This is a genomic window from Agromyces cucurbitae, assembly GCF_058349945.1.
Window position 1 is genome coordinate 1,078,779 of the sequence record NZ_JBYRES010000001.1, and the last position, 23,747, is coordinate 1,102,525.

The 23,747-nt window shown below is 71.7% G+C and carries 22 protein-coding genes; 14 read left to right on the top strand and 8 right to left on the bottom strand.

What is annotated here, in order from left to right:
* The first annotated feature begins 5 nt into the window (after positions 1 to 5).
* On the top strand, positions 6 to 701 hold the full coding sequence (locus AC3RJ6_RS05035; protein WP_491425788.1) for a Pr6Pr family membrane protein: 696 nt from the start codon (positions 6 to 8) through the stop codon (positions 699 to 701).
* A 9-nt stretch (positions 702 to 710) separates the two neighbouring features.
* Here AC3RJ6_RS05035 and AC3RJ6_RS05040 read toward each other — a convergent pair whose 3' ends face one another.
* On the bottom strand, positions 711 to 1,514 hold the full coding sequence (locus AC3RJ6_RS05040; protein WP_491425789.1) for an alpha/beta fold hydrolase: 804 nt from the start codon (positions 1,512 to 1,514) through the stop codon (positions 711 to 713).
* Positions 1,511 to 2,206: a YqaJ viral recombinase family protein gene (locus tag AC3RJ6_RS05045; RefSeq protein WP_491425791.1), complete on the bottom strand. Its 696-nt coding sequence runs from the start codon at positions 2,204 to 2,206 to the stop codon at positions 1,511 to 1,513. The genes AC3RJ6_RS05040 and AC3RJ6_RS05045 overlap by 4 nt, the downstream gene beginning before the upstream one ends.
* A gap of 82 nt (positions 2,207 to 2,288) precedes the next feature.
* Between AC3RJ6_RS05045 and AC3RJ6_RS05050 the strand changes: the two genes are divergently transcribed.
* A complete protein-coding gene (locus AC3RJ6_RS05050; protein ID WP_491425792.1) occupies positions 2,289 to 2,717 on the top strand; it encodes a DUF1294 domain-containing protein in 429 nt (142 codons plus the stop codon).
* 241 nt (positions 2,718 to 2,958) lie between these two features.
* Entirely contained in the window at positions 2,959 to 3,918 is a 960-nt protein-coding gene (locus tag AC3RJ6_RS05055; protein ID WP_491425793.1) for a sugar phosphate isomerase/epimerase family protein, read from the top strand.
* A 58-nt stretch (positions 3,919 to 3,976) separates the two neighbouring features.
* Here AC3RJ6_RS05055 and AC3RJ6_RS05060 read toward each other — a convergent pair whose 3' ends face one another.
* Positions 3,977 to 5,164, bottom strand: coding sequence for an ROK family transcriptional regulator (locus tag AC3RJ6_RS05060; RefSeq protein WP_491425794.1), 1,188 nt, complete (start codon positions 5,162 to 5,164; stop codon positions 3,977 to 3,979).
* A 116-nt stretch (positions 5,165 to 5,280) separates the two neighbouring features.
* On the opposite strand from AC3RJ6_RS05060, the gene AC3RJ6_RS05065 reads away from it, so the two are divergent.
* The 8 genes from AC3RJ6_RS05065 to AC3RJ6_RS05100 all read left to right on the top strand — a co-directional run bounded on the left by AC3RJ6_RS05065 (position 5,281) and on the right by AC3RJ6_RS05100 (position 13,805).
* The gene (locus tag AC3RJ6_RS05065; protein ID WP_491425795.1) at positions 5,281 to 6,387 is read left to right on the top strand and encodes a Gfo/Idh/MocA family protein; all 1,107 of its coding nucleotides are present in this window, start codon (positions 5,281 to 5,283) and stop codon (positions 6,385 to 6,387) included.
* Complete coding sequence (locus AC3RJ6_RS05070; RefSeq protein ID WP_491425796.1) at positions 6,384 to 7,934, top strand: sugar ABC transporter ATP-binding protein; 1,551 nt, start codon at positions 6,384 to 6,386, stop codon at positions 7,932 to 7,934. The genes AC3RJ6_RS05065 and AC3RJ6_RS05070 overlap by 4 nt, the downstream gene beginning before the upstream one ends.
* Positions 7,931 to 9,013 carry an ABC transporter permease gene (locus tag AC3RJ6_RS05075; RefSeq protein WP_491425798.1) on the top strand — a complete coding sequence of 361 codons (1,083 nt, stop codon included), beginning with the start codon at positions 7,931 to 7,933 and terminating at the stop codon, positions 9,011 to 9,013. Before AC3RJ6_RS05070 ends, AC3RJ6_RS05075 begins: the two co-directional genes overlap by 4 nt.
* Positions 9,010 to 10,251 carry an ABC transporter permease gene (locus tag AC3RJ6_RS05080; protein WP_491425799.1) on the top strand — a complete coding sequence of 414 codons (1,242 nt, stop codon included), beginning with the start codon at positions 9,010 to 9,012 and terminating at the stop codon, positions 10,249 to 10,251. Before AC3RJ6_RS05075 ends, AC3RJ6_RS05080 begins: the two co-directional genes overlap by 4 nt.
* On the top strand, positions 10,251 to 11,456 hold the full coding sequence (locus AC3RJ6_RS05085; RefSeq protein WP_491425800.1) for a substrate-binding domain-containing protein: 1,206 nt from the start codon (positions 10,251 to 10,253) through the stop codon (positions 11,454 to 11,456). Before AC3RJ6_RS05080 ends, AC3RJ6_RS05085 begins: the two co-directional genes overlap by 1 nt.
* A 167-nt stretch (positions 11,457 to 11,623) precedes the next feature.
* The gene (locus AC3RJ6_RS05090; protein ID WP_491425801.1) at positions 11,624 to 12,493 is read left to right on the top strand and encodes a sugar phosphate isomerase/epimerase family protein; all 870 of its coding nucleotides are present in this window, start codon (positions 11,624 to 11,626) and stop codon (positions 12,491 to 12,493) included.
* The gene (locus AC3RJ6_RS05095; RefSeq protein ID WP_491425802.1) at positions 12,490 to 13,503 is read left to right on the top strand and encodes a sugar phosphate isomerase/epimerase family protein; all 1,014 of its coding nucleotides are present in this window, start codon (positions 12,490 to 12,492) and stop codon (positions 13,501 to 13,503) included. The genes AC3RJ6_RS05090 and AC3RJ6_RS05095 overlap by 4 nt, the downstream gene beginning before the upstream one ends.
* An 8-nt stretch (positions 13,504 to 13,511) precedes the next feature.
* Positions 13,512 to 13,805 carry a Dabb family protein gene (locus AC3RJ6_RS05100; RefSeq protein WP_491425803.1) on the top strand — a complete coding sequence of 98 codons (294 nt, stop codon included), beginning with the start codon at positions 13,512 to 13,514 and terminating at the stop codon, positions 13,803 to 13,805.
* Positions 13,806 to 13,829: 24 nt separating this feature from the next.
* Here the strand turns inward: AC3RJ6_RS05100 and AC3RJ6_RS05105 are convergent, their stop codons facing one another.
* The 3 genes from AC3RJ6_RS05105 to AC3RJ6_RS05115 form a co-directional block, all read right to left on the bottom strand.
* Positions 13,830 to 14,528 (bottom strand): amidase domain-containing protein, encoded by a 699-nt coding sequence (locus tag AC3RJ6_RS05105; RefSeq protein ID WP_491425804.1) that lies wholly within the window; start codon positions 14,526 to 14,528, stop codon positions 13,830 to 13,832.
* 112 nt (positions 14,529 to 14,640) lie between these two features.
* A complete protein-coding gene (locus AC3RJ6_RS05110) occupies positions 14,641 to 15,306 on the bottom strand; it encodes an ABC transporter ATP-binding protein (protein ID WP_491426231.1) in 666 nt (221 codons plus the stop codon).
* 95 nt (positions 15,307 to 15,401) lie between these two features.
* The gene (locus AC3RJ6_RS05115) at positions 15,402 to 16,910 is read right to left on the bottom strand and encodes an ABC transporter permease (RefSeq protein WP_491425805.1); all 1,509 of its coding nucleotides are present in this window, start codon (positions 16,908 to 16,910) and stop codon (positions 15,402 to 15,404) included.
* Positions 16,911 to 17,069: 159 nt separating this feature from the next.
* Here AC3RJ6_RS05115 and AC3RJ6_RS05120 point away from each other — a divergent pair, with 159 nt between their 5' ends.
* The 3 genes from AC3RJ6_RS05120 (at position 17,070) to AC3RJ6_RS05130 (ending at position 21,348) form a co-directional block, all read left to right on the top strand.
* Positions 17,070 to 17,816, top strand: coding sequence for a response regulator transcription factor (locus AC3RJ6_RS05120; RefSeq protein WP_491425806.1), 747 nt, complete (start codon positions 17,070 to 17,072; stop codon positions 17,814 to 17,816).
* Positions 17,813 to 19,372, top strand: a complete 1,560-nt coding sequence (locus AC3RJ6_RS05125) for a sensor histidine kinase (RefSeq protein ID WP_491425807.1) — start codon at positions 17,813 to 17,815, stop codon at positions 19,370 to 19,372. Before AC3RJ6_RS05120 ends, AC3RJ6_RS05125 begins: the two co-directional genes overlap by 4 nt.
* A 131-nt stretch (positions 19,373 to 19,503) precedes the next feature.
* Positions 19,504 to 21,348: a Xaa-Pro dipeptidyl-peptidase gene (locus tag AC3RJ6_RS05130; protein WP_491425809.1), complete on the top strand. Its 1,845-nt coding sequence runs from the start codon at positions 19,504 to 19,506 to the stop codon at positions 21,346 to 21,348.
* A 133-nt stretch (positions 21,349 to 21,481) separates the two neighbouring features.
* Here the strand turns inward: AC3RJ6_RS05130 and AC3RJ6_RS05135 are convergent, their stop codons facing one another.
* Positions 21,482 to 21,919, bottom strand: a complete 438-nt coding sequence (locus tag AC3RJ6_RS05135; protein WP_491425810.1) for a MarR family winged helix-turn-helix transcriptional regulator — start codon at positions 21,917 to 21,919, stop codon at positions 21,482 to 21,484.
* Between the two features lie 10 nt (positions 21,920 to 21,929).
* On the bottom strand, positions 21,930 to 23,576 hold the full coding sequence (locus tag AC3RJ6_RS05140; protein ID WP_491426232.1) for an MDR family MFS transporter: 1,647 nt from the start codon (positions 23,574 to 23,576) through the stop codon (positions 21,930 to 21,932).
* Between the last annotated feature and the right edge of the window lie 171 nt (positions 23,577 to 23,747).

Sequence of the window (23,747 nt, forward strand, 5' to 3'; positions counted from 1 at the left end):
GCAGGATGCGTCGGGTCTTCGGAGTACTGCGCGTGCTGGCGGCCGCGCTCATCATCACCGCGATCGTCGGCCAGTTCGCCAAGAGCCTCTCGATGGTCGACGACCCGGCGTCGTTCGTCGTCAACTTCTTCAGCTTCTTCACCATCCTGTCGAACGCGCTCGCGGCGGTCGTGCTGCTCGTCGCCGCCGGGTACGCGTTCCGCGGCCCGGCTGACACGGCGGGCTTCACGGTCGTGCGGGTCTGCGCGACCGCGTACATGACGACGACGTTCGTCGTCTACAACACCCTGCTGCGCGACATCTCGCTCGACCAGGCGACGACCGTGCCGTGGTCGAACGAGATCCTGCACGTGTGGGCGCCGCTCTACGTGCTGCTCGACTGGCTGCTCGCCCCCGGGCGGCAGCCGGTGCCGTGGCGGCGGCTCTGGACCGTCGCGATCTTCCCGCTCGCGTGGGCGGTGTACACGATGATCCGCGGGGCGATCGTCGGGTGGTATCCCTACCCGTTCCTGAACCCCGCCGTGAAGCCCGGCGTCGGCTACGACGGCGTGCTCGTCTACATCGTCGCGATCGCCGCATTCATCCTGCTCGTGGGCGCGGGCGTCATCGCGATCAGCCGCACGGCGTGGCCGTACGCGCGGCGCGCCGTCGAGGCATCCCCGGTCGAGGCGCCGACCGCCGCGGCCGCCGACGCCCCCTGACCCCGGCGATCACGACCGGCGCGCGCGCTCGAGCCAGTTCGCGAGGTGCTCGGCGAGCACGGCGTTCTGCCGCGCCTGCCCCGCGTCGCGCTCGGTGAGCATCGCGAGGGGCGCGCCGAGCGCGCCGGCCCAGTGCTCGGCGACCGGCACGGGATGCACCGGGTCGCGCGGCGCCGCGACCACGAGCGAGCGGATGCCTCGGCCCGTGAGCCGCGCGAGCTCGCCGTCGTCGTCGAACGCCCGGTTGCGCGGGATCTCGACGAGCCGCATCGCGCGCCGGGCCGCGTCGGGCGACGTGAACTGGGTGAGCAGCCCCTTCGCGGCGGCGGGCGACTCGTCGGCGATGCGCTGGTAGAGCTCGCGCTCGCGGAACTCCTGCGCGCCGGCGGGCCCCGCGTCGATGAGCAGCTGCCCGATGACCGGGAACGGGCGCAGGTTGTCGGGCAGCGCCCGGTGGTCGAACGCCGGCCGCACGAACACCGCCCGGTCGATCGGCAGCAGGTCGCCGATGAGCAGGCGCATGGCGATCGCGGCGCCCATCGAGAGCCCGATCACCGTGAGCGGGTCGCCGGTGCCCGCTTCGCGACCGGTCGCCTCCGCGATCTGCGCGCGCGTCGTCTCGGCGACCTCGGCGGCGAGCCGGTCGATCGCGAAGTCGGCGGGCTCGCCGACGGTGAGGTAGCCGCCGTGAGCGCGCACGTCGGGCGCGATCACGAGCTCGTCGTCGCCCGCCACGGCGCGCACGGCAGGGGCGAACAGCTCGAGCGGCTGGCGCCGGTCGGCCCCGAGGCCGTGCAGCAGGAGCGTGGTCACGCGAGGGCGCCCGGCCGGTAGTACGCGCGGGGATCGGTGGCCTGCGGGTTCGGTCTGATCGCCGTGAGCAGCTCGTTCGCGAGCCCCACGAGGATCGCGATCTGGTCGTCGTCGCGGTCGACCCAACGGCACTTCGGCTCGTCGTCGACGGGCACGAAGTCGGCGTGCTCCTCCCACACCACGAGGGTGCGCTCGGCACCGAGCACGTACTGCTGCCACCACACCTGCCGCAGGTACCCGCGCGGGATGCCTCGCCAGGGCTTCGACGTCGTCTTGATCTCGCACAGCTCGAGCGCGCCGTTCGGCGCGACGCGCAGCCCGTCGGGCGTCGCGAGATGCCGGCGCTCGGTCTCGGCGTGGAACAGCAGCGTCGAGCCCTCGAGCCCGTGCGTGCGCTTCGCCCACTCGGCGATGACGGGTTCGCGGGCCCGGCCGTGGTCGGTGTACCGGCTGCCGCCGAAGCTGTGGCGCGAGCCGTGCAGCTTCTCGTGGGCCGCGGTGCGCACCGACTCGCGGGTCGCGAGCTTGGCCGCGTCGGTCGCGGTGATGCCCTGCGACCGGGCGCGCAGCCAGGCGACACGATCACTCGAATCGGCGACGACGCGGGTCTCGTGCGGATGCCTCGGCCGGGGGTCGGGCGGGGGAGCCCACGTGTCGCCCTCGAGATCGAAGAGGGCGAACGGTTCTGGCACGTTCCGAGCGTACTCGCCGCCGCCGTCGTTGCGGAGCGAGTGCAGCGAGCGTCTCGAAACCCGGCACCGTACGATCGACGGCATGCCCCGACCGACGACGACCGCCGCGCGCGCCGCCCGCCCCGCGGCATCCGGCCGCGACCGCTCCCGTCCGCTGCCCGCCGCCCTCAGCTGGGCGGTGCTCGCCGCGTTCGCCGCGCTCGTCGCCGTCGGCGTGCTCACGGCGGCCGTGCCGTGGTGGGTCGCGGCGTGGTACGGCGCCTGCTCGCTCGTCGCGTTCGCCGCCTACGGGTTCGACAAGCTCGCCGCCGGCCGGGGCGGGCAGCGGGTGCCCGAGCGCACGCTGCACCTCGTCGACGTCGCCGGCGGCTGGCCGGGCGCACTCGTCGCCCAGCAGTGGTTCAGGCACAAGACGCGCAAGCGCAGCTTCCGCCGCGTGTTCTGGGCGGGTGTCGTCGTCAACATGCTCGCGCTCGCGGCGCTCGTCGTCTGGCTCGGCGCCGCGCGCTGACCTCGCCGTCGCGGGAGGCAGTCAGCCCTCCGTCGGCGCGAAGCGCGCGCCGACGAGCCGTTCGCGGTCATGGAACCCGTCATCGCGATCGTCGTGCTCGCGTGATGCGCGTCGCTTCCGTTCGGATGTGATCACGTCGGCTTATGCGTACGCAGGTGACGACTTTTGATTGACGCCGCGACAAAAGTAGGCGACAGTGTTCGAGCACGGAACTCTCGACGTTGAGACGGAAGGAAACAGCATGTGTTACGGGCATGACGGAGCGGGCGCACTTCGCGCATCACTGGGCGAGCGCGGACTGAGCCGCCGCGGGCTCCTCCTCGGCGCGCTGGGCGCGACGGCCGCGGCCGCGACCTTCTCGGCGGGGGCGGCGCCCGCCGTGGCCGATGTCGCGGCGAAGCCGTGGAAGCGGGTGCCGCCGGGCAAGATCAGCATCCAGCTGTGGACGGTGCGCGAGGCGCTCGGCGCGCCCTGGGGTCCCGGCGACTACGACACGACGCTCCGTGCGATCGCCGACCTGGGCTACCCGCGCGTCGAGCAGGCGCTCGGCTACTTCGGTCGCACCGCCGCCGAGCTGCGCGCGTTCTACGATGAGATCGGCGTCGTGGCCTCGTCGTCGCACGACGGCCCCTCGGCCGATGCGGCCGCGCTCGAGCAGAAGCTCGAGAACGCGGCGACGCTCGGGCAGCGCTACCTCAACGTGCCGTACTTCGCCTCGAGCTCGCTCGCCGACTGGCAGCAGCTCGCCGACACCATGAACGCCGAGGCGCAGGCCGCCGCCTCGTACGGCATCGCCTACGGCTACCACAACCACGCCCACGAGTTCACGACCGACCTCGGCGGCGGGCTCACCCCGTGGCAGGTGCTCGCCGAACGGCTCGACGCGGCCCTCGTGCACCTCGAGATCGACCTCTACTGGGCGGTCACCGGAGGCATCCAGAGCGGCGACGGCGCCGCCGATCCCGAGCAGTTCGCGATCGACGTCATCGCGGCTGCGCCGCAGCGCGTGCGCCAGTTCCACGTGAAGGACCGGCACGTCGGCGGCGACATGGCCGACCTCGGAACCGGCACGATCGACTTCGCGCGCATCTTCCGGGCGCACGCCATCGAGGAGTACATCGTCGAGAACGACACTCCCGACGTCACGCCGCTGCAGACCGCCGAGGTCGGGTACGACTACCTGCGCGACCTGCGCTTCTGACCCTTCGTCGGCCCCGGGATGCCTCGGGGCCGGCGCCGGTCGGCGCGGATGCCTCGGCTCAGCGCGCGGCGAGCGCGTCGATGCCCTCGGGCGAGAGCACGTGGTGGATGGCGAGCATGCTCGCGCCCAGCACGGCGGCGTTCTCGGCGGCGGCCGACTGCACGATCGAGAGGTGCTCGGTCGCGAGCGGCATCGAGCGCGTGTAGACGACCTCGCGCACGCCCGCGATGAGGTGCTCGCCCGCCCGCGCCATCGAGCCGCCGATCGCGATGACCGACGGGTTCACGAGGCTCACGCATGCGGTCAGCACCTCGCCGATGTCGCGGCCGGCCTGGCGCACGGCCTGGATCGCGTCGATGTCGCCGCGCTTCACGAGCTCGACGACGTCGCTGCCGGTCGCGGCGTCGATGCCGCCCTCCCTGAGGGCGCGGGCGATCGCCGGGCCGGAGGCGAGGGCCTCGAGGCATCCCCGATTGCCGCAGTGGCAGGGCACGTCGCTGCCGCGGGCGACGCGCACGTGGCCGATGTCGCCCGCGATGCCCTGGGCGCCGCGCTGGAGCAGGCCGCCCGAGATGATGCCAGAGCCGATGCCGGTGGCGACCTTCACGAACATGAGGTGCTCGACCTGCGGCCAGGCGAGCGCACGCTCGCCGAGGGCCATGATGTTGACGTCGTTGTCGACGAGTACCGGCACCTCGAGGTGCTGCTGCACCCAGCCCGGCACGTCGAAGCGGTCCCAGCCGGGCATGATCGGCGGGTTCACCGGGCGGCCGGTCGAGTGCTCGACGGGGCCCGGCACGCCGATGCCGATCGCGACGAGGTCGCGGCGGTCGCGGTCGAGGCCCTCGATGAGCGCGAGGCCCTGCTCGACCATCCAGCCGAGCACGGCCTCGGGCCCGAGGGCGATGTCCTTGCGCTCGGAGTGCTCGACGAGCACGGTGCCCGAGAGGTCGGTGACGGCGAGGGTCGCGTGCGAGGCGCCGAGGTCGGCGGCGAGCACGATGCGGGCCGCGGGGTTGAGCGCGAACTGCGACGGCGGCCGGCCGCCCGTCGAGGCGGCGTCGGCGACCGGGGTCACGAGGCCGAGTCGCATGAGCTCGTCGACCCGCGCGGCGATGGTCGAGCGGGCGAGGCCCGTCGACTGCGCGAGCGACGCGCGCGTGCGCGGGGCGCCGTCGCGCAGCAGCTGGAACAGCTCGCTGGCCCCCGACGCGCCGAGTGCGGATCCCCGGCTGATGTCCACCATGCAACCGAGTAAAGCACACGGTCTTCGTTGTGCGGCACAGGTGCTATGTGATTTTCAACGAACAACTTTTGACGAGGGACTAGCAAAAGGTGTCGCGAGTGTGCCACGATGTCCGCATGACAACGGACGTCATCGCCCCGGCCCGCACTCGACGTGCCGGCTTCGTCGGTGGCGGCTTCATGGCCGCTGTGCACTCGCGTGCCGCCCGCGCCGCCCGCGCCGACCTCGTCGGCGCCGCCTCGTCGTCGCCGTCGCGCGCCGCCGCGGCCGCCGAACGCCTCGGCATCGGTGCGGCCTACGACTCCTTCGAAGCCCTGCTCGCCGACCCCGACATCGACGTCGTGCACATCTGCACGCCGAACACGACGCACGCCGCGTTCGCGCGGGCGGCGCTCGAGGCCGGCAAGCACGTCATCTGCGAGAAGCCGCTGGCGACGACCGCGGCGGATGCCTCGGCGCTGGCCGAGCTCGCGACCGAGCGCGGACTCGTGGCCGCCGTGCCCTTCGTCTATCGCTTCCACCCCATGGCGCGCGAGGCGCGAGCCCGGGTCGCCGCGGGCGAGACCGGGCGGCTGCTGAGCGTGCACGGCGCGTACCTGCAGGACTGGCTCGCCACCCCCGGCGACGACGACTGGCGCGTCGACGCGGCGCTCGGCGGACCGTCGCGGGCGTTCGCCGACATCGGGTCGCACCTCGTCGACCTCGTCGAGTTCGTCGCGGGCGAGCGCATCGTGCGGCTCGCGGCCTCGACGCGCACCGTCTACGCCGAGCGGGCCGACCATGCGGCGATCGAGACCGAAGACCTCGTCGCGCTCGTCGTCGAGCTCTCGTCGGGCGCGCTCGGCACGCTCCTCGTCTCGCAGGTCGCACCCGGCCGCAAGAACGCGCTCTCGATCGAGCTCTCGGGCACCGGCGCGAGCGTGCGCTTCGAGCAGGAGCGGCCGGACACCCTCTGGATCGGCCGCACCGAGGCGTCGAGCATCGTCGAGCGCGACCCGGCACGCCTCGCCGCCGACGCGGCCAGGTTCTCGCTCGTGCCGGCCGGGCACCCGATGGGCTACCAGGACGCGTTCAACGCCTTCGTCGCCGACGCGTACGCCGCGATCGACGGGGCGCGTCCCGACGGACTGCCGTCGTTCGCCGACGGCCTGCGCGCCGCGCGGGTCACCGAGGCGGTGCTCGCCTCGGCCGAACGACGCGACTGGGTGGAGGTGGCGGCATGAGCGGCACGATCCCCGCGACCGGCACGGCCGGCACGACCCGACCGGCCGGCGAGCCCGTGCTCGTCGCCGAGGGACTCGAGAAGTCGTTCTTCGGCGTGACCGTGCTGCGCGGCGTGGGTCTCACGCTGCGCGCCGGCGAGGTGCACGGCCTCGTCGGCGAGAACGGCGCCGGCAAGTCGACCTTCATGAAGATCCTCGCGGGCGTCTACGAGCGCGACGCCGGCACCGTGCGCCTCGGCGGCGAGGAGGTCGCGTTCACCCACCCCGTGCAGGCCGCGCGCGCCGGGCTCGCGACGGTGTTCCAGGAGTTCAACCTGCTGCCCGAGCGCACGGTCGCGCAGAACGTCTTCCTCGGCCGCGAGCCGAAGCGGCGCGGCCTCGTCGACCGCAAGGCGATGCTCGCCGAGACCCGGGCGCTGCTCGCCGAGCTCGGCATCGACTCGATCGACGCGGATGCCCCGGTGCGCACCCTCACGGTCGCCGAGCAGCAGATCGTCGAGATCGTCAAGGCGCTCTCGGTCGACGCCCGCGTGATCCAGATGGACGAGCCGACCGCGGCGCTCGCCGACCACGAGGTCGAACTCCTGTACGCGATCGTGCGGCGACTGCAGGCGCGCGGCGTCGCGATCCTCTACGTCTCGCACCGGCTGAAGGAGATCTTCGACCTGTGCGACACGATCACCGTGCTGAAGGACGGCGCGCTCGTCTCCACCGGCCCCGCCGCCGAGCTCGACACCGACGAGCTCGTGCGACGCATGGTCGGCCGGCCGATCTCGGCGTACTTCCCCGATCCCGAACCCGGCACCGTCGTCGGCGATCCGCGCCTCGAGCTCCGGGGCGCGGGCAACGCCTACGTCGACGGCGTCGACCTGACGCTCCGCGCCGGTGAGATCGTCGGTGTCGCGGGCCTGCAGGGCTCGGGCAGAACCGAGCTCGTCGAGGCGGTGTTCGGCATCGTGCCGTTCACCCGCGGCGAGCTGCGCCTCGACGGGCACGCGGTGCAGGTCTCGTCGGCGCGGCAGGCCGTGAAGCGCGGCGTCGCGCTCATCACCGAGGACCGCAAGGCGCAGGGGCTCGCGCTCAACCAGTCGATCGCCGACAACGCGCTGCTCGTCATCCGCTCGGTGTTCTCCCGGCGCACCCGAGAGACCCGGCGCGAACTGCCCGGGGTGCTCTCGTCGCTCGAGCTCACCTCACGGGGTCTCGACCAGGAGGTGCAGTTCCTCTCGGGCGGCAACCAGCAGAAGGTCGTGCTCGCGAAGTGGCTCGCCACGAAGCCCCGTGTGGTGCTCCTCGACGAGCCGACCCGCGGCATCGACGTCGGCGCGAAGGTCGCCGTCTACACGCTCATGCGCCGGCTCGCGAACGAAGGGGTCGCCATCCTCATGATCTCCTCCGAACTGCCCGAGGTGATCGGCATGTCCGATCGCATCATCGTCATGCACGACGGCCGCGCCTCGGCAGAACTCCCCGCGCGCAGCGACGAGGCGACCATCCTCGGCGCGGCGACCGGCACACTGCGCGTCGGCGGGGAGGAGCTGCGATGAGCACGACGACCCCGACCGCGCGCACGGCGAAGCCGCGCCGGCGCCGTCTCGACTCGAGCCTCATCGTGGGCATCGCGCTCATCGCCGTCATCGTCGTGGGTGCGATCCTCGTCGCCCTCGACGGGCGCAACTTCTTCAGCGCCGGCAACATCCGCGACATCCTCACCGGCATGAGCGTGCTCGGCTTCGTCGCCATCGGCCAGACGCTCGTCATCCTGTGCGCCTCGCTCGACCTGTCGGTGCCGTACGTGGTCAGCCTGTCGAGCCTCATCGCGGCCGACCTCATGGCGGGCAACCCCGCGAACATCCCGATGGCGGTCGCCGCGGTCATCGTCGTCGCGGCGGCCATCGGACTCGCGAACGGCCTCATCGTCACGAAGCTCAAGGTCAACGGATTCATCGCGACCCTCGGCACCGGCCTCATCATCAAGGGCTACCTCGACTCGAACTACAAGGGCACGAGCGGGCAGGTGCCGTGGGAGTTCCAGCTCATCGGCGCGACGGGCATCGGTCCGATCCCGGTGTCGACCCTGCTCATGCTGCTCGTCGCGCTCGGCGGGGCGTTCTTCCTCGCCCGCACCCGCACCGGCAACCACATGTTCGCGGTCGGCGGCAACGAGCAGGTCGCGCGCCTCTCGGGCATCCGCACCGCGCGGCCGCTCATCGTCGCCCACGTGCTGTGCTCGATCACGGCCGCACTCGCCGGCCTCCTGCTCGCGAGCCGGCTCGGGGTCGGCAGCCCTGTCGTCGGCACGCAGGGCGGCTACGACCTGCTCTCGATCGCCGCGGTCGTGCTCGGCGGCACCCTGCTCATGGGCGGCCGCGGCTCGATCTGGGGCACGATCGGCGGCGTCGCGATCTTCGCGGTCGTCGACAACGTCATGAGCGTCATGCAGGTGAACCCGTTCCTCAAGGACGTCGTGCGCGGCGTCGTCATCGTCGCGGCCGTCGCCGTCTACACGAGTCGGTCGGTCGACCGGCGCAGGCCCCGGTTCACGAACGCGGCGCCACCGCCGACGGGCGCAGGCGTCACTCCATCGGGCGACGGCAGCGACGCACGAGCGGAGGCCCGCGCATGACCGCCGTCTCGACCGAGCGCCCCGGCGCCGGACAGCGCCTGGCCGACCTCGGCCGCGCCCTCGTCAGCCCCCGCGGCGCCGTGTTCCTGCTGCTCATCGTGCTGCTCGTCGCGATCACGCTGCTCAACCCGTCGTTCGCCGAGCCCGGCCAGTTCATCCGGTTCATCCAGCGGGTGGCACCGGTCGCGATCGTCGCGATCGGCCAGTACTTCGTGATCGTCGGCGGCGAGTTCGACCTCTCGATGGGGTCGGTCGTGACCGCGCAGGTCGTCATCGCCGGCAACCTCATCGGCCAGGACGAGGCGAAGTCGCTGCCGGTGCTCGCGCTCATGCTCGCCTTCGGCGCACTCGTCGGACTCGTGAACGGCCTCATCGTGTCGTTCCTCAAGGTGCCGAGCTTCATCGTGACGCTCGGCATGATGCTCGCCCTGCTCGGCGGCACCCTCTACTGGACGGGCGGCGCCGCGACCGGCAACCCCGCCGACGGCTTCCGCGAGATCGGGCGCGGCGGCATCCGCGACCTCCCCGTCATCGACATCCTGCCGTGGTCGGTGGTCGTGCTCGCGGTCGTGCTGGCCGCCGCGATCTGGTTCTCGAAGCGCCCGTTCGGCCGCACGATCATCGCGCTCGGCGACAACCCGACGACCGCCAGGTTCTCGGGCACGCGCAACTGGTGGGTGAAGACCTCGACGTTCATGATCTCGTCGCTCTCGGCGACGGTCGCGGGCGTGCTGCTCGTCGGCTATGCGGGCGTGCACCCCTCGGTCGGTCGCGGGTACGAGTTCACCGCCATCACCGCGGTCGTGCTCGGCGGCGTCGTGCTCGGCGGCGGGCGCGGCTGGGTCGTCGCAGCCGCGGCGGGCGCGTTCGCCCTCGAGGCGCTCTTCACCCTGCTGAACTTCGCCGGCGTCCCGTCCACGTACCGCGATGCGGTGCAGGGCGCGATCATCATCCTCGCCGTCGCCTACTCGGCGACCACCTTCCGGGCCCGCCGCCGTGGCAGGGGCGTCGAGCCGACGCCGGTCGCGCCGGTCACCACGGGGCCGGATGCCTCGACCGGGGCCGCCCCCGACGCGGCATCCCCGATCTCGCCCGAGACGGCGACCACGACTTCGCCCGAAGCGGCGATCCAGACTTCGCCGGCACCGGCGGAGGAGCGCGATGCCGAGGCATCCGCTCGCCCTGCACCCATTCCCTCGACGCCGAGGGCTGACAACGAAACCAAGGGAGGTTCGTGATGCGACGCAGGTATGCGGTGGCATCCGCCATGGTCGGCGCCCTCGCGCTGATCGCGCTCGCCGGCTGTACCACCGACCCCAACGTGACCGCGCCGACGGAGGACGCCGGCGCCACGGAGGAGGCCGTCGAGTGGTTCGACCAGGAGCTCTTCGACAAGCAGGACGCCGAACGCGACGTCGTGCCCGAGGGCCCCGACGGCCAGCCGTGGCTGCAGTACATCAACGCCGAGATGGTCGACACGTCCGAGTACAAGAGCGACGGCGCGAAGAAGGCGTGCTTCGCCAACGCCTCGATCTCGAACCCGTGGCGCCAGACCGGCTGGATCACGATGAACGAGCAGCTGAAGGTGCTGCAGGAGTCGGGTGTGATCAGCGAGATGGAGACGCGCGACGCGCAGGACTCCGACGACACGCAGATCGCCGACATCGACTACTTCATCAACGAGGGCAACTGCGACGTCTTCATCATCTCGCCGAACTCCACGGCCGCGATGACGCCCGCCGTCGAGCGCGCGTGCGACACGGGCAAGCCCGTGATCGTGTTCGACCGCGGCGTGCAGACCGACTGCCCGGTCACGTTCATCCACCCGATCGGCGGATTCGCGTGGGGCATCGACACGGCCGAGTTCCTCATCGACGAGCTGAACGAGGGCGACAAGGTCGTGGCGCTCCGCATCCTGCCGGGCGTCGACGTGCTCGAGCAGCGCTGGGCCGCTGCCGAGAAGCTGTTCGACGAGGCCGGCATCGAGGCCGTCGACTACTTCACGGGCGCCGACCCCGCCGAGATCAAGAAGATCATCTCCGACGAGCTCGCCAAGGGCGACGTGCAGGGCGTGTGGATGGACGCCGGTGACGGCGCCGTCGCCGCCATCGAGGCGTTCGAGGACGCCGGCGTCGACTACCCCGTGATGACGGGCGAAGACGAGATGAGCTTCCTCCGCAAGTGGAAGGACACCGGGCTCACCGGTCTCGCGCCGGTCTACTCCAACTTCCAGTGGCGCACGCCGCTCCTCGCCGCGGAGAAGATCTTCGCCGGTGAAGAGGTGCCGCAGGAGTGGGTGCTGCCGCAGTCGCCGATCACCGCGGAGGAGGTCGACGAGTACCTCGCGCTCAACGAGAACATGCCCGACGGCCACTACGCGAAGTTCGGCGGCGAGGACCTGCCCGGCTACCCGACGGTCTGGGAGGACCGCATCATCCCGTAAACCGCAACCGGTCGGTCGAGCGGTGGGTTGAGTAGGCGCGCAGCGCCGTATCGAAACCTAGCGCGAAGCGCGTATCGAGACCACACGCACGATCGTGGTCTCGATACGCTCGCTTCGCTCCCTACTCGACCGACCGGGTTCACGACGGAGCTCTGCAAGGAGGCAGCATGCGCCGCACCATCGGCGTGAACACCTGGGTGTGGGCGTCGCCCCTCACCGACGAGAACCTGCCGGCGCTCGCCGCGAAGGCGGCCGAGCTCGGGTTCGGCGCGATCGAGCTGCCGGTCGAGAATCCGGGCGACTGGTCGGCGGATGCCGCGGCCGAGGTGCTGCGCGAGCACCGCCTCGCACCCATCGTGATCGGCGCCATGGGCCCCGGGCGCAACCTCGTCGCGGCGCCCGGCTCCGAGGTCGTCGCGACCCAGAACTACCTCGTGCACTGCCTCGGCGTCGCCGAGCGACTCGGCTCGCCGGTCGTCGCGGGCCCGTTCACGGCCGCGACGGGCCGCGCCTGGCGCATGGACGCCGAGGAGCGCGAGGCGCGCTACCGCGAGCTGCGGGCGAGCCTCGCCCCGGTCGTCCGCAAGGCGGAGGCCCGAGGCATCCGGCTCGCGATCGAACCCCTCAACCGCTACGAGACGAGCCTCGTGAACACCGTCGAGCAGGCGCTCGAGGCGCTCGGGCCGCTGCTCGGACCGGGCCTCGGGCTCGCGCTCGACAGCTACCACCTCAATATCGAGGAGAAGTCGATCGGCGGCGCGATCCGTGCGGCCGGTGAGCACCTCGCCTACGTGCAGGTGTGCGGCAACGACCGCGGCGCCGTCGGCGACGACCACCTCGACTGGCCCGCCTTCCTCGACGCGCTCGACGACGTCGGGTACACCGGGGCGCTGGGCCTCGAGAGCTTCACTGGCGAGAACGCCACGATCGCCGTCGCCGCCTCGGTGTGGCGGCCGCTCGCGCCCTCGCAGGACGAGCTCGCGGCACGGAGCATCCGATATCTGACCGCACTGCAGGACGAAAGGGAACCCGCATGAGCGCCTCCACCCACCCCGTCACCCTCTTCACCGGGCAGTGGGCCGACCTGCCGTTCGCCGAGGTCGCGCGCCTCGCGGCGGAGTGGGGCTACGACGGGCTCGAGATCGCGTGCTCGGGCGACCACCTCGACCTGAAGCTCGCGGAGGAGGAGCCCGGCTACCTCGCCGAGCGTCGCGAGATCCTCGACCGGCATGGCCTGGAGGTCTACGCGATCTCGAACCACCTCACCGGGCAGGCGGTGTGCGACGACCCGATCGACTTCCGGCACCAGGGCATCGTGCGCCCGTACACGTGGGGCGACGGCGATCCCGAGGGCGTGCGGCAGCGGGCCGCCGACGACATGAAGCGCGCGGCGCGCGTCGCCCGCAAGCTCGGCGTCGACACCGTCGTCGGGTTCACGGGGTCGGCGATCTGGCCGTACGTCGCGATGTTCCCGCCGGTGCCCGCGAGCGTCATCGACGCGGGGTACGAGGACTTCGCGAACCGGTGGAACCCGATCCTCGACGTGTTCGACGCCGAGGGCGTGCGCTTCGCGCACGAGGTGCACCCGTCGGAGATCGCGTACGACTACTGGACGAGCGTGCGCACCATCGAGGCGATCGACCGCCGCGAGGCGTTCGGCTTCAACTGGGACCCGTCGCACATGATGTGGCAGGGCATCGACCCCGTCGGCTTCATCGTCGACTTCGCCGACCGCATCTACCACGTCGACTGCAAGGACACCCGGCTGCGCCCCGCGACGGGGCGCGCCGGCATCATGGGGTCGCACCTGCCGTGGGGCGACCCGCGCCGAGGATGGGACTTCGTCTCGACGGGGCACGGCGACGTGCCCTGGGAGGACGCGTTCCGCGCGCTCGACGCGATCGGCTACACCGGCCCGATCTCGGTCGAATGGGAGGACGCAGGCATGGACCGGCTGCACGGCGCTGCCGAGGCGGTCGGGTTCATCCGCTCGAAGCTCTTCCCGCGCCCGGCCGCGTCGTTCGACGCCGCCTTCTCGAACCAGTAGGAGCCCGCATGCCGATCGAGCACACCGTCGTCTTCCGCCTCGTGCACGAGCCCGGCTCCGACGAGGAGCGGGCGTTCCTGCGCGACGGCCGTGACGCGCTGACGGCGATCCCCGGGGTGACCGGGTTCGCGATCAGGCGCCAGGTCAGCCCGAAGAGCGACTTCACGCACCAGTTCCGCATGGAGTTCGCGGATGCGGAGGCGTACGACGCCTACAACCGGCATCCCGCCCATATCGGCTTCGTGGAGGGACGCTGGGTTCCCGAGGTCGCCGACTTCCAGGAGTACGACTTCACGGCCTGACCGGCCGGCCGGGCGGCTACCCGGCTACTCGACCGACCAGTAGTACACCTTCGTCTTCGGATGCTTCGGGTGGTCGTCGACCGAGCGGTCCCACGTGGCATCCGTGTGCCCGCCGTAGTACACGTGCACGTCGCCGTCCTCGTCCTCGATGACGGCGGTCACGATCGCGGTGTGGTCGCGGTCGCCCGAGGCGTCCCAGTCGAACTGCACGATGTCGCCGGGCTTCACCTTCGCGCGCTGCGCGTCGGAGAGCGGCGTGGCCCGCTCGGGGTGGGCGGCGAGGTAGTCGCGGAACAGGGTCGACGACCGCCATGCGTCGCTCGACGCGTACGGGTCGCCGTCCTCCGAGTGCCACCACTCGTCGTCGACCGCCCAGCCGCGCTCGATGAGCGACTGCGACGCGAAGTTCACGCAGTCGTCGTCGCCGAGCACGCCGTACTCGTCGTTCGCGCCGTCCCAGTACTCGCGCACGTACTCGAGCTGGCGCAGCACGGGCGCGGGCAGGTCGGGGTCGAGCTCGAGGGCCGCGGCGTTCGGGCGGCTGCCGTGCCCGCCTTGCGTGCCCGGCCCGGTCGGGCCCGGCGGTGCGGACGCCGCGATCGCCGCGGTGACGATCGCGACGACGAGCCACGCGACGAGTCCGAGCACGACGAGCAGCGCGCCGCCCACGACGAGGCGTCGGCGCAGGTACACGCCGGGGGAGGGGCGGGTCGGCTGGCTCATCCCCTCCACGCTACGTCGCCGATGGCGCCGGATTCGGAGATCCTGCCGACACGCCGCGAAATCGGGCGGAAACCGTGGCGCGTCGCGGGAATCTCCGAATCCGGCGACACGGTCAGCGCTCGGTGACCGCGCCGTTCTTGATGTGCAGGCGTCGCTCGGCGCGCCGGGCGACGGCCGAGTCGTGCGTCACGATCACGAGGGTGAGCCCGCGATCGCGCCACAGCCCCTCGAGGAGGCCCAGGATCTCATCGCGGGTCTCCTCGTCGAGCGCGCCGGTCGGCTCGTCGGCGAGGAGCACGTCGGGCTCCTTCACGAGCGCCCGGGCGATGGCGACGCGCTGCTGCTGCCCGCCCGAGAGCTCGCCCGGCACGTGGGTCGCCCGATCGGCGAGCCCGACCGCCGCGAGCGCCTCGGCGGCGCGCCGGCGTCGCTCGTCGGCCGGCACGCCGAGCGGCTCGAGCCCGGTCTCGACGTTCTCCTGCGCGGTGAGCGTCGGGATGAGGTTGAACCCCTGGAAGACGAAGCCCACCTCCTTCGCACGCACGCGGGCGAGCTTCGCGTCGGGCAGGTGCGAGATGTCGGCGTCGCCGAGACGCACCCGACCGCTCGTCGGCCGGTCGAGCGCGCCGAGCATCTGCAGCAAGGTCGACTTGCCGCCGCCGGTCGGCCCCTGGATCGCGACCATCTGCCCCGAGCCGATCTCGAGCGTGACGTTCTTCAGCGCCGTGACGGTGCGCTTGCCGGGGTACTGCTTCGTGACGTTCTCGAGCACGTACATGGGGGTTCCCTTCGGTCGGCCGGGTGCCGCCGGCCGGGTTTCGATGGCGGATGCCTCGGCGCCGGCGCCCTGGCCGGTCGCGGTGTCGAGCGCGGTCATGCGACGCTCCGCAGCGCCTCGGCGGGGCGCAGTCGCGAGGCCCGCCAGCCGCCGATCGCACCGGCCAGCAGCCCGCCGAGCACGGCGAGCCCGATCGCGACGGCGATGACGCTCACGGTGACCGGGGCGCTGAGTACGACGTCGGTGGTCGTCTGCGTCGCCGCCGCCGCGCCGAACGGTCCGCCGCCGGCGAAGCCGCCCGCGGCGTCACCGCCAGGGGCTCCGCCGGGACCGCCCGGGCCGCCGGCCGTGAAGCCGCCGCCCGTGCTGCCGCCGAGGGTGAGGCCCAGCGCGTTGACGACCCAGATGCCGGCCAGGCCGAGCACGAGGCCCGCGGCGCCGCCGATGAGACCCTGTACGAGCGATTCCCCGGCGACCTGGCCGACGATGCGTCCGCCCGGCCAGCCGATCGCCTTGAGCGTGCCGAACTCGCGCGTCCTGCGCGTGACGCCCTGGATCGTGAAGAGGATCGCGATGAGGAACGCGGCCACGAGCACCGCGAGCGAGATCCACAGGCCGAGGTTCTGGATGAGGCTCGACGCGGTCGAGAGCGAGCCCGACACCTGCGAGGCGAGATCGGACTGGGTCGAGACGGTCGTGTCGGGCAGCGCCTCCTCGATGTCGGCCTGCACGGCGTCGATCCGGTCCGACGAGGTCGCCTGCACGTAGAGGTCGCTGATCATGCCGTCCTGCCCCGAGAGCGATTGGGCGAGGTCGAGCGGGATGTACGCATTCGACGCGGTCGTCGCGTCGGCCGAGGTCGAGGCGACCGTGCCGACCACCTCGAAGTCGGTGCCGCCGAGGTCGATCGTGTCGCCGACCGCGAGCTCGGCGCTCGTGGCGTACGTCGCGTCGAGCACGACGACGGCCTGGCCGGTGTCACCCGACTCGAGGCCGCGGCCGCTTGCGAGCTCGACCGACGAGAGCGGGCCGACGGCCGACCCGGCCGGGTCGACGCCGAGCACCGTGACGCGGTCGACGTCGAAGGCACTGCCGCCCGCGCCGTCGAAACCGCCCTGCGGGGGTTGCTGGGGCTGCTCGCCGGAGCCGGGCGCGGTCTGGTCGCCCCCCTGGGCCGAGAAGTCGGGCAGCTCGCCCGAGAACGTCACGTTCTCGAGCGACAGGGTCGCCGCGGCGCCCGCCACACCGTCGATGCCCTCCACCGTCTCGAGGGCCGACGCGTCGAACGCCTGTGAGCCGGGGCCCGAGGTGAGTCGCGACTGGCTGATCTCGGTCGAGCCGTCGGCCGTCTGGCCGTCGTCGGCGCCGAACTCGAAGCGCTGCCCGCCGCCGCCCGCGCCGGGGGCCGTCGGCGTCGCGCTCACGGTGAGGTCCGTGCCGACGCCGTAGACCGACTGCAGCACCTGTGCCTGCGCGTTCTGCACGCCGGTCGAGACGGCGTTGACGATCATGACGAGCGCGATGGCGAGCGCCATGCCGATCGCGACGATCGCGGTCTGCCTGCGCCTGCCGGCGAGCTCGCGCCGGAGGTAGGTGAAGAACATGGGGGTCCTCTCGTTGGGGTCGACGCGACCGTACGAGCGCGCGCTGTGGCTCGACTTTGGCCCGCCTGTGCGTCGGCAATGCGTGCACGCCGCCAGCGGCATCCGGAATCGCACAGGCGGGGCATAGGAATCGCATAGCTCGGTGCGGATACTGGAGACATGACCACGACGCCCGCCGCCTCGCACCGTGCCCCCGCGATCGCCAAGGGCGACGGCTCGATGGTGCGCGTGCTCGTCGTCGACGACGAGCACTCGCTCACCGAGCTGCTGAAGATGGCGCTCAAGTACGAGGGCTGGGACGTGCGCACCGCGGCCGACGGGGCGACCGCCGTGCGGGTCGCCCGCGAGTTCCGGCCCGACGCGATCGTGCTCGACATCATGCTTCCCGACATCGACGGCCTCGAGGTGCTGCAGCGCGTGCGTGCCGACGGCACCGAGACGCCCGTGCTCTTCCTCACCGCGAAGGACTCGCTCGACGACCGCATCGCCGGGCTCACCGCGGGCGGCGACGACTACGTCACGAAGCCGTTCAGCCTCGAGGAGGTGGTCGCGCGCCTGCGCGGACTCATCCGCCGTTCGACGCTCACGCTCGCCCAGGCGAAGGACCCGGTGCTGACGGTCGGCGACCTCACGCTCGACGAGGACTCCTACGAGGTCGCGCGCGGCGGCGAGCCGATCGAGCTCACCGCGACCGAGTTCGAGCTGCTGCGCTACCTCATGCGCAACCCGCGCCGGGTGCTCTCGAAGGCGCAGATCCTCGACCGGGTGTGGTCGTACGACTTCGGGGGCAAGGAGACGGTGGTCGAGCTCTACATCTCGTACCTGCGCAAGAAGATCGACGCGGGCCGTGCGCCCATGATCCACACGGTGCGCGGCGCCGGCTACATGCTCAAGGCGGCGGGATGACGCACCCCGGCGACCCCGGATACGCCGCAGCGGCCCGCCGGGAGGCGACGGCGCGCGGGCATGACGACGAACGCACCGGCGACACGGCAGGGCACGAGGCGGATGCCTCGGGCCGTCGTCCATGGACCCTGCGACGCCGGCTCCTCGTCATCGTCGCGTCGCTCCTCGTCGCGGTGAGCGCCGTCGTCGGCGTCGTGAGCGTCGCCGTGTTCCACAGCTCGTCGGTCGCCCGCCTCGACGCCAACCTCGACTCGGCGATCTCGCGTGCGAACGTCGCCATCGCCGGACAGCCGCCCGGGTTCCCGGGCGACCCCGACGCGGCGCCCGGGCTCGTGCTCAACGTGCCCGGCCAGGAGGCCGGGACGCTCGCCGCCCTCGTGCCGCGCGAGGGCGAGCCGCGCGCCGGTTACATCACCGAGCAGGGACGCGTGCTCGACCTGTCCGACCAGGTCGCGAGCACGCTCGCGGCCGTGCCGGCCGACGGCCAGCCCCACTCGATCCGCATCGACGACTTCGGCGACTATCGCGCGCTCGCCGTCGAGGAACGGGAGTGGGACGGCGTCTCGATCGTGCTCGCGCTGCCGCTCGCCGAGGTCGACGCCGCGACGTCGCAGCTCGCGATCACGATCACGATCGTCGCGCTCGCCGGGCTCGCCGCGGCGCTCGCGCTCGGCTCGCTCATCGTCACCCGGGCCCTCAGCCCGCTCGCGCGAGTGACCGAGACCGCCCAGCGCGTGTCGGAGCTGCCGCTCGACCGCGGCGACGTCGCACTCGCCGAACGGGTCGACGTCGACGACGACGGCACCGAGGTCGGCCGGCTCGGCTCGGCGTTCAACCGGATGCTCGGGCACGTGGCATCCGCCCTCACCGCACGTGAGCAGAGCGAGCAGAAGGTCCGTCGCTTCGTCGCCGACGCCTCGCACGAGCTGCGCACCCCGCTCGCGTCGATCCGCGGGTACGCCGAGCTCACCCGCCTCCACGGCGGCGAGCTGCCCGAGGACGTCGTGCACGCGCTGTCGCGCATCGAGTCGGAGTCGGTGCGCATGACCGAGCTCGTAGAGGACCTGCTGCTGCTCGCCCGCCTCGACGAGGGCCGCGAGCTCGTGCACTCCGACGTCGACCTGCGCGCGATCGTCGTCGACGCCGTCGGCGACGCGCAGGCCGCGGGCCCCGACCACGAGTGGACGGTCGAGGCGGGCGACGCGCCCGTCGTCGTGTCGGGCGACGACGCGCGCCTGCGCCAGGTGCTCGCCAACCTGCTCGCGAACGCGCGCGTGCACACGCCCGCCGGCACCGCCGTCACGGCGCGCCTCACGAAGGCCGACGGCCGGGCCCGGCTCGACATCGTCGACGACGGCCCCGGCATCGACGAGGCGCTGCGCGACCGCCTGTTCGAGCGCTTCGCACGCGGGGATGCCTCGCGCTCGCGACGCGCCGGGTCGACGGGCCTCGGGCTCGCGATCGTGCGCGCGGTCGTCGAGGCGCAGCACGGCACGGTCTCGGTCTCGTCGCGGCCGGGCCGAACGGTCTTCACGGTCGAGCTGCCCCTCGGCTGACGCACAAACATCCGACCACCTCTGGCGCGTCGGGCGCCCGGACCCCTAGCGTGTGGAGGAGTCACGGGGTCGTGGCACCGCGCAGACGCGGATGGAGGCCGTGGCCCCGGCATGTCCGAAGGAGCATCCGCATGTCCTCAGCGGTACCTACCGCCGCACGACGACGCCTCACCCGCACCGCCGCCCTGCTGACCGCCGTCGTCGCCGGCGCCGGGATCGCCGCGGCCTCGCCCGCGTACGCGAGCCCCGACCCGGCCGAGCCGACCTTCCAGGACGGTCTCTCGCAGGCGGTCTTCACGAAGAACTCGGCCGAGTGGATCAACGAGGAGGCCTGGGTCGAGAGCGAGGTCGACTCCGACCGCGACGGCCGTCCCGACCTCGTGCACATCGACGTCAGCCGCGTGCCCGAGACGAACTCGGCCGGTCTCGACGTGCCCGTCATCATGGAGCTGAGCCCCTACTACGCGGGCGGCTCGCAGGTGACGAACTGGTCGGTCGACCACGAGATCGGCGACCCGCCGACGACGAAGGAGCCGTGGCCCGCCTACCAGCCGGTGAATCGCACGAGTCCGACGATCTCGCGCTCGCTCGAGAGCACCTGGGTGCCCCGCGGCTTCGCGGTCGTGCACGCCGAGGGCTTCGGCAGCGGCTGGTCGGAGGGCTGCCCCACGTCGGGCGGCGTCAACGAGTCGCTCGCCGGCAAGGCCGTCGTCGACTGGCTCAACGGACGTGCGAAGGCCTACACGAAGCCCGACCGCGCGACCGAGGTCACGGCCGACTGGACCACCGGCAGCGTCGGCATGATCGGCACCTCGTACAACGGCACGCTGCCGATCGGCGTGGCCTCGACGGGCGTCGAGGGGCTCGACGCGATCGTGCCGGTGTCGGCGATCTCGGACTGGTACGACTACTACCGCGCGAACGGCGCCGTGCGCGCCCCCGGCGGCTACCAGGGCGAAGACCTCGACGTGCTCGCCGACTACGTCTACACGCGCTTCGACCAGGAGATCTGCCAGCCGGTCATCGACGAGCTGCGGGCGAACCAGGATCGCGCGACGGGCGACCGCAGCGCGTTCTGGGAGGAGCGCAACTACCTCGCGAACGCCGACGAGATCACCGCTGCGACCCTCGTGGCGCACGGCCTCAACGACTGGAACGTCATGACGAAGAACGCCTCGGCCCTCTACGAGGAGCTCAAGGCGAACGGCGTGCCGCACCAGATCTACCTGCACCAGGGCGGCCACGGCGGCAACCCGAACGACACGCTGCTCAACCGCTGGTTCACGCGGTACCTGTACCACGTCGACAACGGCGTCGAGCAGTTGCCGAAGGCGTACATCGTGCGAGAGGACCGCACTCTCACCGAGTACCCCGAGTGGCCCGATCCGGCGACCGAGAGCGTGAAGCTGAAGCTCGCCCGTGCCGCGCAGTCCGACGGGGTGGGCACGCTCGCCGTGTCGCGCGACGGCTCGAAGGCGACCGAGGACCTCGTCGACGACGCCTCGATCACCGCGTCCCAGCTCGCCGCGGCGGCCACGTCGCCGAACCGCCTCGCCTACCGCACGGCCGCCCTCGGTGCGCCGATGCGGCTCTCGGGCACGCCGACGGTGTCGCTGCGGATCGCGGTCGACCGACCGAAGGCGAACCTCACCGCGCTCCTCGTCGAGTACCCCCTGACGGGCTCGCCGAAGATCATCACGCGCGGCTGGATGGACGTCGAGAACCGCGACTCCGATGCCGTCACGACCCCGATCGCGCCGGGCACGGCGTACGACTTCTCGTTCGACCTGCAGCCGAAGGACTACGTGTTCCAGACCGGCTCGCAGATCGGCGTGGTCGTGCTCTCGAGCGACAACGAGTACACGGTGCGGCCCGCGGCGGGCACGACGCTGACGCTCGACCCGTCGAAGTCGACCGTGCAGCTGCCGCTCGTCGGCGGCATGGAGGCGCTGCAGGAGTCGCTGCACCTGGGCTGAGCCCGCGGCAGCCGCCGGAACGCCGAAGGAGCGCATCGGGACCGATGGTCCCGATGCGCTCCTTCGTTGCGGCGCGAACGGCGGGGGAGTCCGTTCGGCGCCACCCGGGCGGCGGGGGAGGTCCGCCCGGAGATCAGGCCTCCGCGAGCACCTTGAGCATCTCGGCGAAGGTCTCGAGCTCGGCCACCGAGCGCTCGCTGAGCGCCTCGTGCAGCCGCGCCTGGTTCTTCGACCGAAGCGCCGCGACCCGTTCGATCGCGAACGGCGTGGGCTCGAGCACCCGCACCCGCCCGTCGCGCTCGTCGGGGCGGCTCACGACCAGTCCGTCCTCCTCGAGGATGCGCATCTGCCGGCTCACGACGCTCTTGTCCATGTCGAAGAGCTCGGCGAGCTGGTGCGCGTTCGACGAGCCGAGGCGCACGATCGTCGAGAGCAGCTTGTACCCGGCGGGGTTCAGCTCGGGGTGGATCTCGCGGGCCGCCTCCTTCCACACCGTGCGGGCGCGGTTGAAGACGACGGCGAGCTGGTCTTCGACACGGGCGATGGCCTCGTCGAGTGACGGGTCGGTCATGGCGATCATGCTACTTGCGCGCCTCCTGCGCAGCGGTCGTCGCGGCCTTCGGCGAGCGGGATGCCCCGGGGTCGGCGCCGGTCGCGGCATCCAGCCCCTCGACGACCTGCAGCGACGACGTGACCGGCGCGGCGATCTCGGCGTCGGCGAGGTCGATCGCGACCTGCTCCGCCTCCTCGGCCAGGCTCTGCGCGGCGTTCTTCGTCGACAGCGGCTTGTTCGGGAGGAATGCGATCGCGATGAGGCTCAGCACGGCGAGGGGGATCGCGATGATGAACACGTCGGCGATGCCGTGGCCGTACGCGCCCTCGACGATCACGCGGATCGTCTCGGGCAGCTCCGAGACCTTCGGCAGGCTGCCGCTCGCGAGCGACTTGAGGGCGTCGATCTCGTCGGGCGAGGTCGGGGTGAACTTCGAGAGGCCGTCGGTGATGTGCGTCGTCACCTGGGTGGCGAGCACCGAGCCCATGATCGTGACGCCGATCGTGCCGGCGATCGAGCGGAAGAAGTTCACGCCCGAGCTCGCGGCGCCGAGCTGCGACGGCGGGGTGTCGTTCTGCACGACGAGCGTGAGGTTCTGCATGACCATGCCGAGGCCCGCGCCGAGCACGAACATGTAGACGGCCACGAGGGTGAACTCGGTGTCGTAGCGGAGCGTCGACATCGCGGTGACGCCGGCGATCACGAAGACGGTGCCGAGCAGCATCCAGCCCTTCCACTTGCCGAAGCGGCTCACGAGCTGGCCGATGCCGATCGAGGCGCCCATCTGGCCGACGATCATCGGGATCGTCATGAGGCCCGACTCGGTCGGGGTCGCTCCGCGCGCGAGCTGGAAGTACTGCGCGAGGAAGACGCTCGTCGCGAACATCGCGACGCCGATCGCGATCGAGGCGATCACCGAGAGGGTGAACGTGCGGTTGGTGAAGAGCGTCATCGGCACGATGGGCTCCTCGACGAAGAACTCGGTGACGACGAAGCCGATCATCGCGGCGGCGGCGACGCCGATGATGACGTAGCTCTCGATCGAGTCCCAGTCGAACTGGTTGCCGCCCATGGACACCCAGATGAGCAGGAGCGAGACGCCCACGGTCAGCAGGATGGCGCCGAGGTAGTCGATCTTCACGCGCTCGCGGTTCGGCTTCGGCAGGTGCAGCGTGCGCTGGATCATGATGATCGCGGCGATCGCGAAGGGCACGCCGATGAAGAAGTTGGCTCGCCAGCCGAACGCGTCGGTGATGACACCGCCGAGCAGCGGCCCGCCGATCGTGGCGAGCGCCATGATGCCGCCGACGACGCCCATGTACTTGCCGCGCTCGCGCGGCGAGATGATGAGCGCGACCGCGATCATGACCAGCGACATGAGGCCGCCGGCGCCGAGGCCCTGCACGACGCGCACGGCGATGAGCATGCCGGTCGACTGCGAGAAGCCGGCGATGACGGTGCCCACCACGAAGAGCCCGAGCGCGATCTGCAGCAGCATCTTGCGGTCGAGGAGGTCGGCGAGCTTGCCCCAGATCGGGGTCGAGACGGCGGTGGCGAGCAGGCTCGCGGTGATGACCCAGGTGTAGGCGGCCTGGTCGCCACCGAGGTCGGCGATGATGACGGGCATCGAGGTCGAGACGACCGTGCCCGAGAGCACGGCGACGAACATGCCCATGATGAGGCCCGAGAGGGCGGTGAACACCTCGCGCGGCGTGCGCTGCGCCTCGGTGTCGTTGGGGAGCGTTGCGGTCAAGGAGATTCCTCACAGAAAGTTGATTACGGTCAACTATAAATCATTTGTTGATAATCATCAACTATCGACCGAGGTCAACTATTCCGAGTTGGC

Coding starts and splice junctions, on each gene's coding strand:
- AC3RJ6_RS05035 (WP_491425788.1), top strand. CDS start 6: ATGCGTCGGGTCTTCGGAGTACTGCGCGTGCTGGCGGCCGCGCTCATC.
- AC3RJ6_RS05050 (WP_491425792.1), top strand. CDS start 2,289: ATGCCCCGACCGACGACGACCGCCGCGCGCGCCGCCCGCCCCGCGGCA.
- AC3RJ6_RS05055 (WP_491425793.1), top strand. CDS start 2,959: ATGTGTTACGGGCATGACGGAGCGGGCGCACTTCGCGCATCACTGGGC.
- AC3RJ6_RS05060 (WP_491425794.1), bottom strand. CDS start 5,164: ATGGTGGACATCAGCCGGGGATCCGCACTCGGCGCGTCGGGGGCCAGC.
- AC3RJ6_RS05065 (WP_491425795.1), top strand. CDS start 5,281: ATGACAACGGACGTCATCGCCCCGGCCCGCACTCGACGTGCCGGCTTC.
- AC3RJ6_RS05070 (WP_491425796.1), top strand. CDS start 6,384: ATGAGCGGCACGATCCCCGCGACCGGCACGGCCGGCACGACCCGACCG.
- AC3RJ6_RS05075 (WP_491425798.1), top strand. CDS start 7,931: ATGAGCACGACGACCCCGACCGCGCGCACGGCGAAGCCGCGCCGGCGC.
- AC3RJ6_RS05080 (WP_491425799.1), top strand. CDS start 9,010: ATGACCGCCGTCTCGACCGAGCGCCCCGGCGCCGGACAGCGCCTGGCC.
- AC3RJ6_RS05085 (WP_491425800.1), top strand. CDS start 10,251: ATGCGACGCAGGTATGCGGTGGCATCCGCCATGGTCGGCGCCCTCGCG.
- AC3RJ6_RS05090 (WP_491425801.1), top strand. CDS start 11,624: ATGCGCCGCACCATCGGCGTGAACACCTGGGTGTGGGCGTCGCCCCTC.
- AC3RJ6_RS05095 (WP_491425802.1), top strand. CDS start 12,490: ATGAGCGCCTCCACCCACCCCGTCACCCTCTTCACCGGGCAGTGGGCC.
- AC3RJ6_RS05100 (WP_491425803.1), top strand. CDS start 13,512: ATGCCGATCGAGCACACCGTCGTCTTCCGCCTCGTGCACGAGCCCGGC.
- AC3RJ6_RS05105 (WP_491425804.1), bottom strand. CDS start 14,528: ATGAGCCAGCCGACCCGCCCCTCCCCCGGCGTGTACCTGCGCCGACGC.
- AC3RJ6_RS05110 (WP_491426231.1), bottom strand. CDS start 15,306: ATGTACGTGCTCGAGAACGTCACGAAGCAGTACCCCGGCAAGCGCACC.
- AC3RJ6_RS05115 (WP_491425805.1), bottom strand. CDS start 16,910: ATGTTCTTCACCTACCTCCGGCGCGAGCTCGCCGGCAGGCGCAGGCAG.
- AC3RJ6_RS05120 (WP_491425806.1), top strand. CDS start 17,070: ATGACCACGACGCCCGCCGCCTCGCACCGTGCCCCCGCGATCGCCAAG.
- AC3RJ6_RS05125 (WP_491425807.1), top strand. CDS start 17,813: ATGACGCACCCCGGCGACCCCGGATACGCCGCAGCGGCCCGCCGGGAG.
- AC3RJ6_RS05130 (WP_491425809.1), top strand. CDS start 19,504: ATGTCCTCAGCGGTACCTACCGCCGCACGACGACGCCTCACCCGCACC.
- AC3RJ6_RS05135 (WP_491425810.1), bottom strand. CDS start 21,919: ATGACCGACCCGTCACTCGACGAGGCCATCGCCCGTGTCGAAGACCAG.
- AC3RJ6_RS05140 (WP_491426232.1), bottom strand. CDS start 23,576: ATGGGCATGTTCGTCGCCGTGCTCTCGGGCACGGTCGTCTCGACCTCG.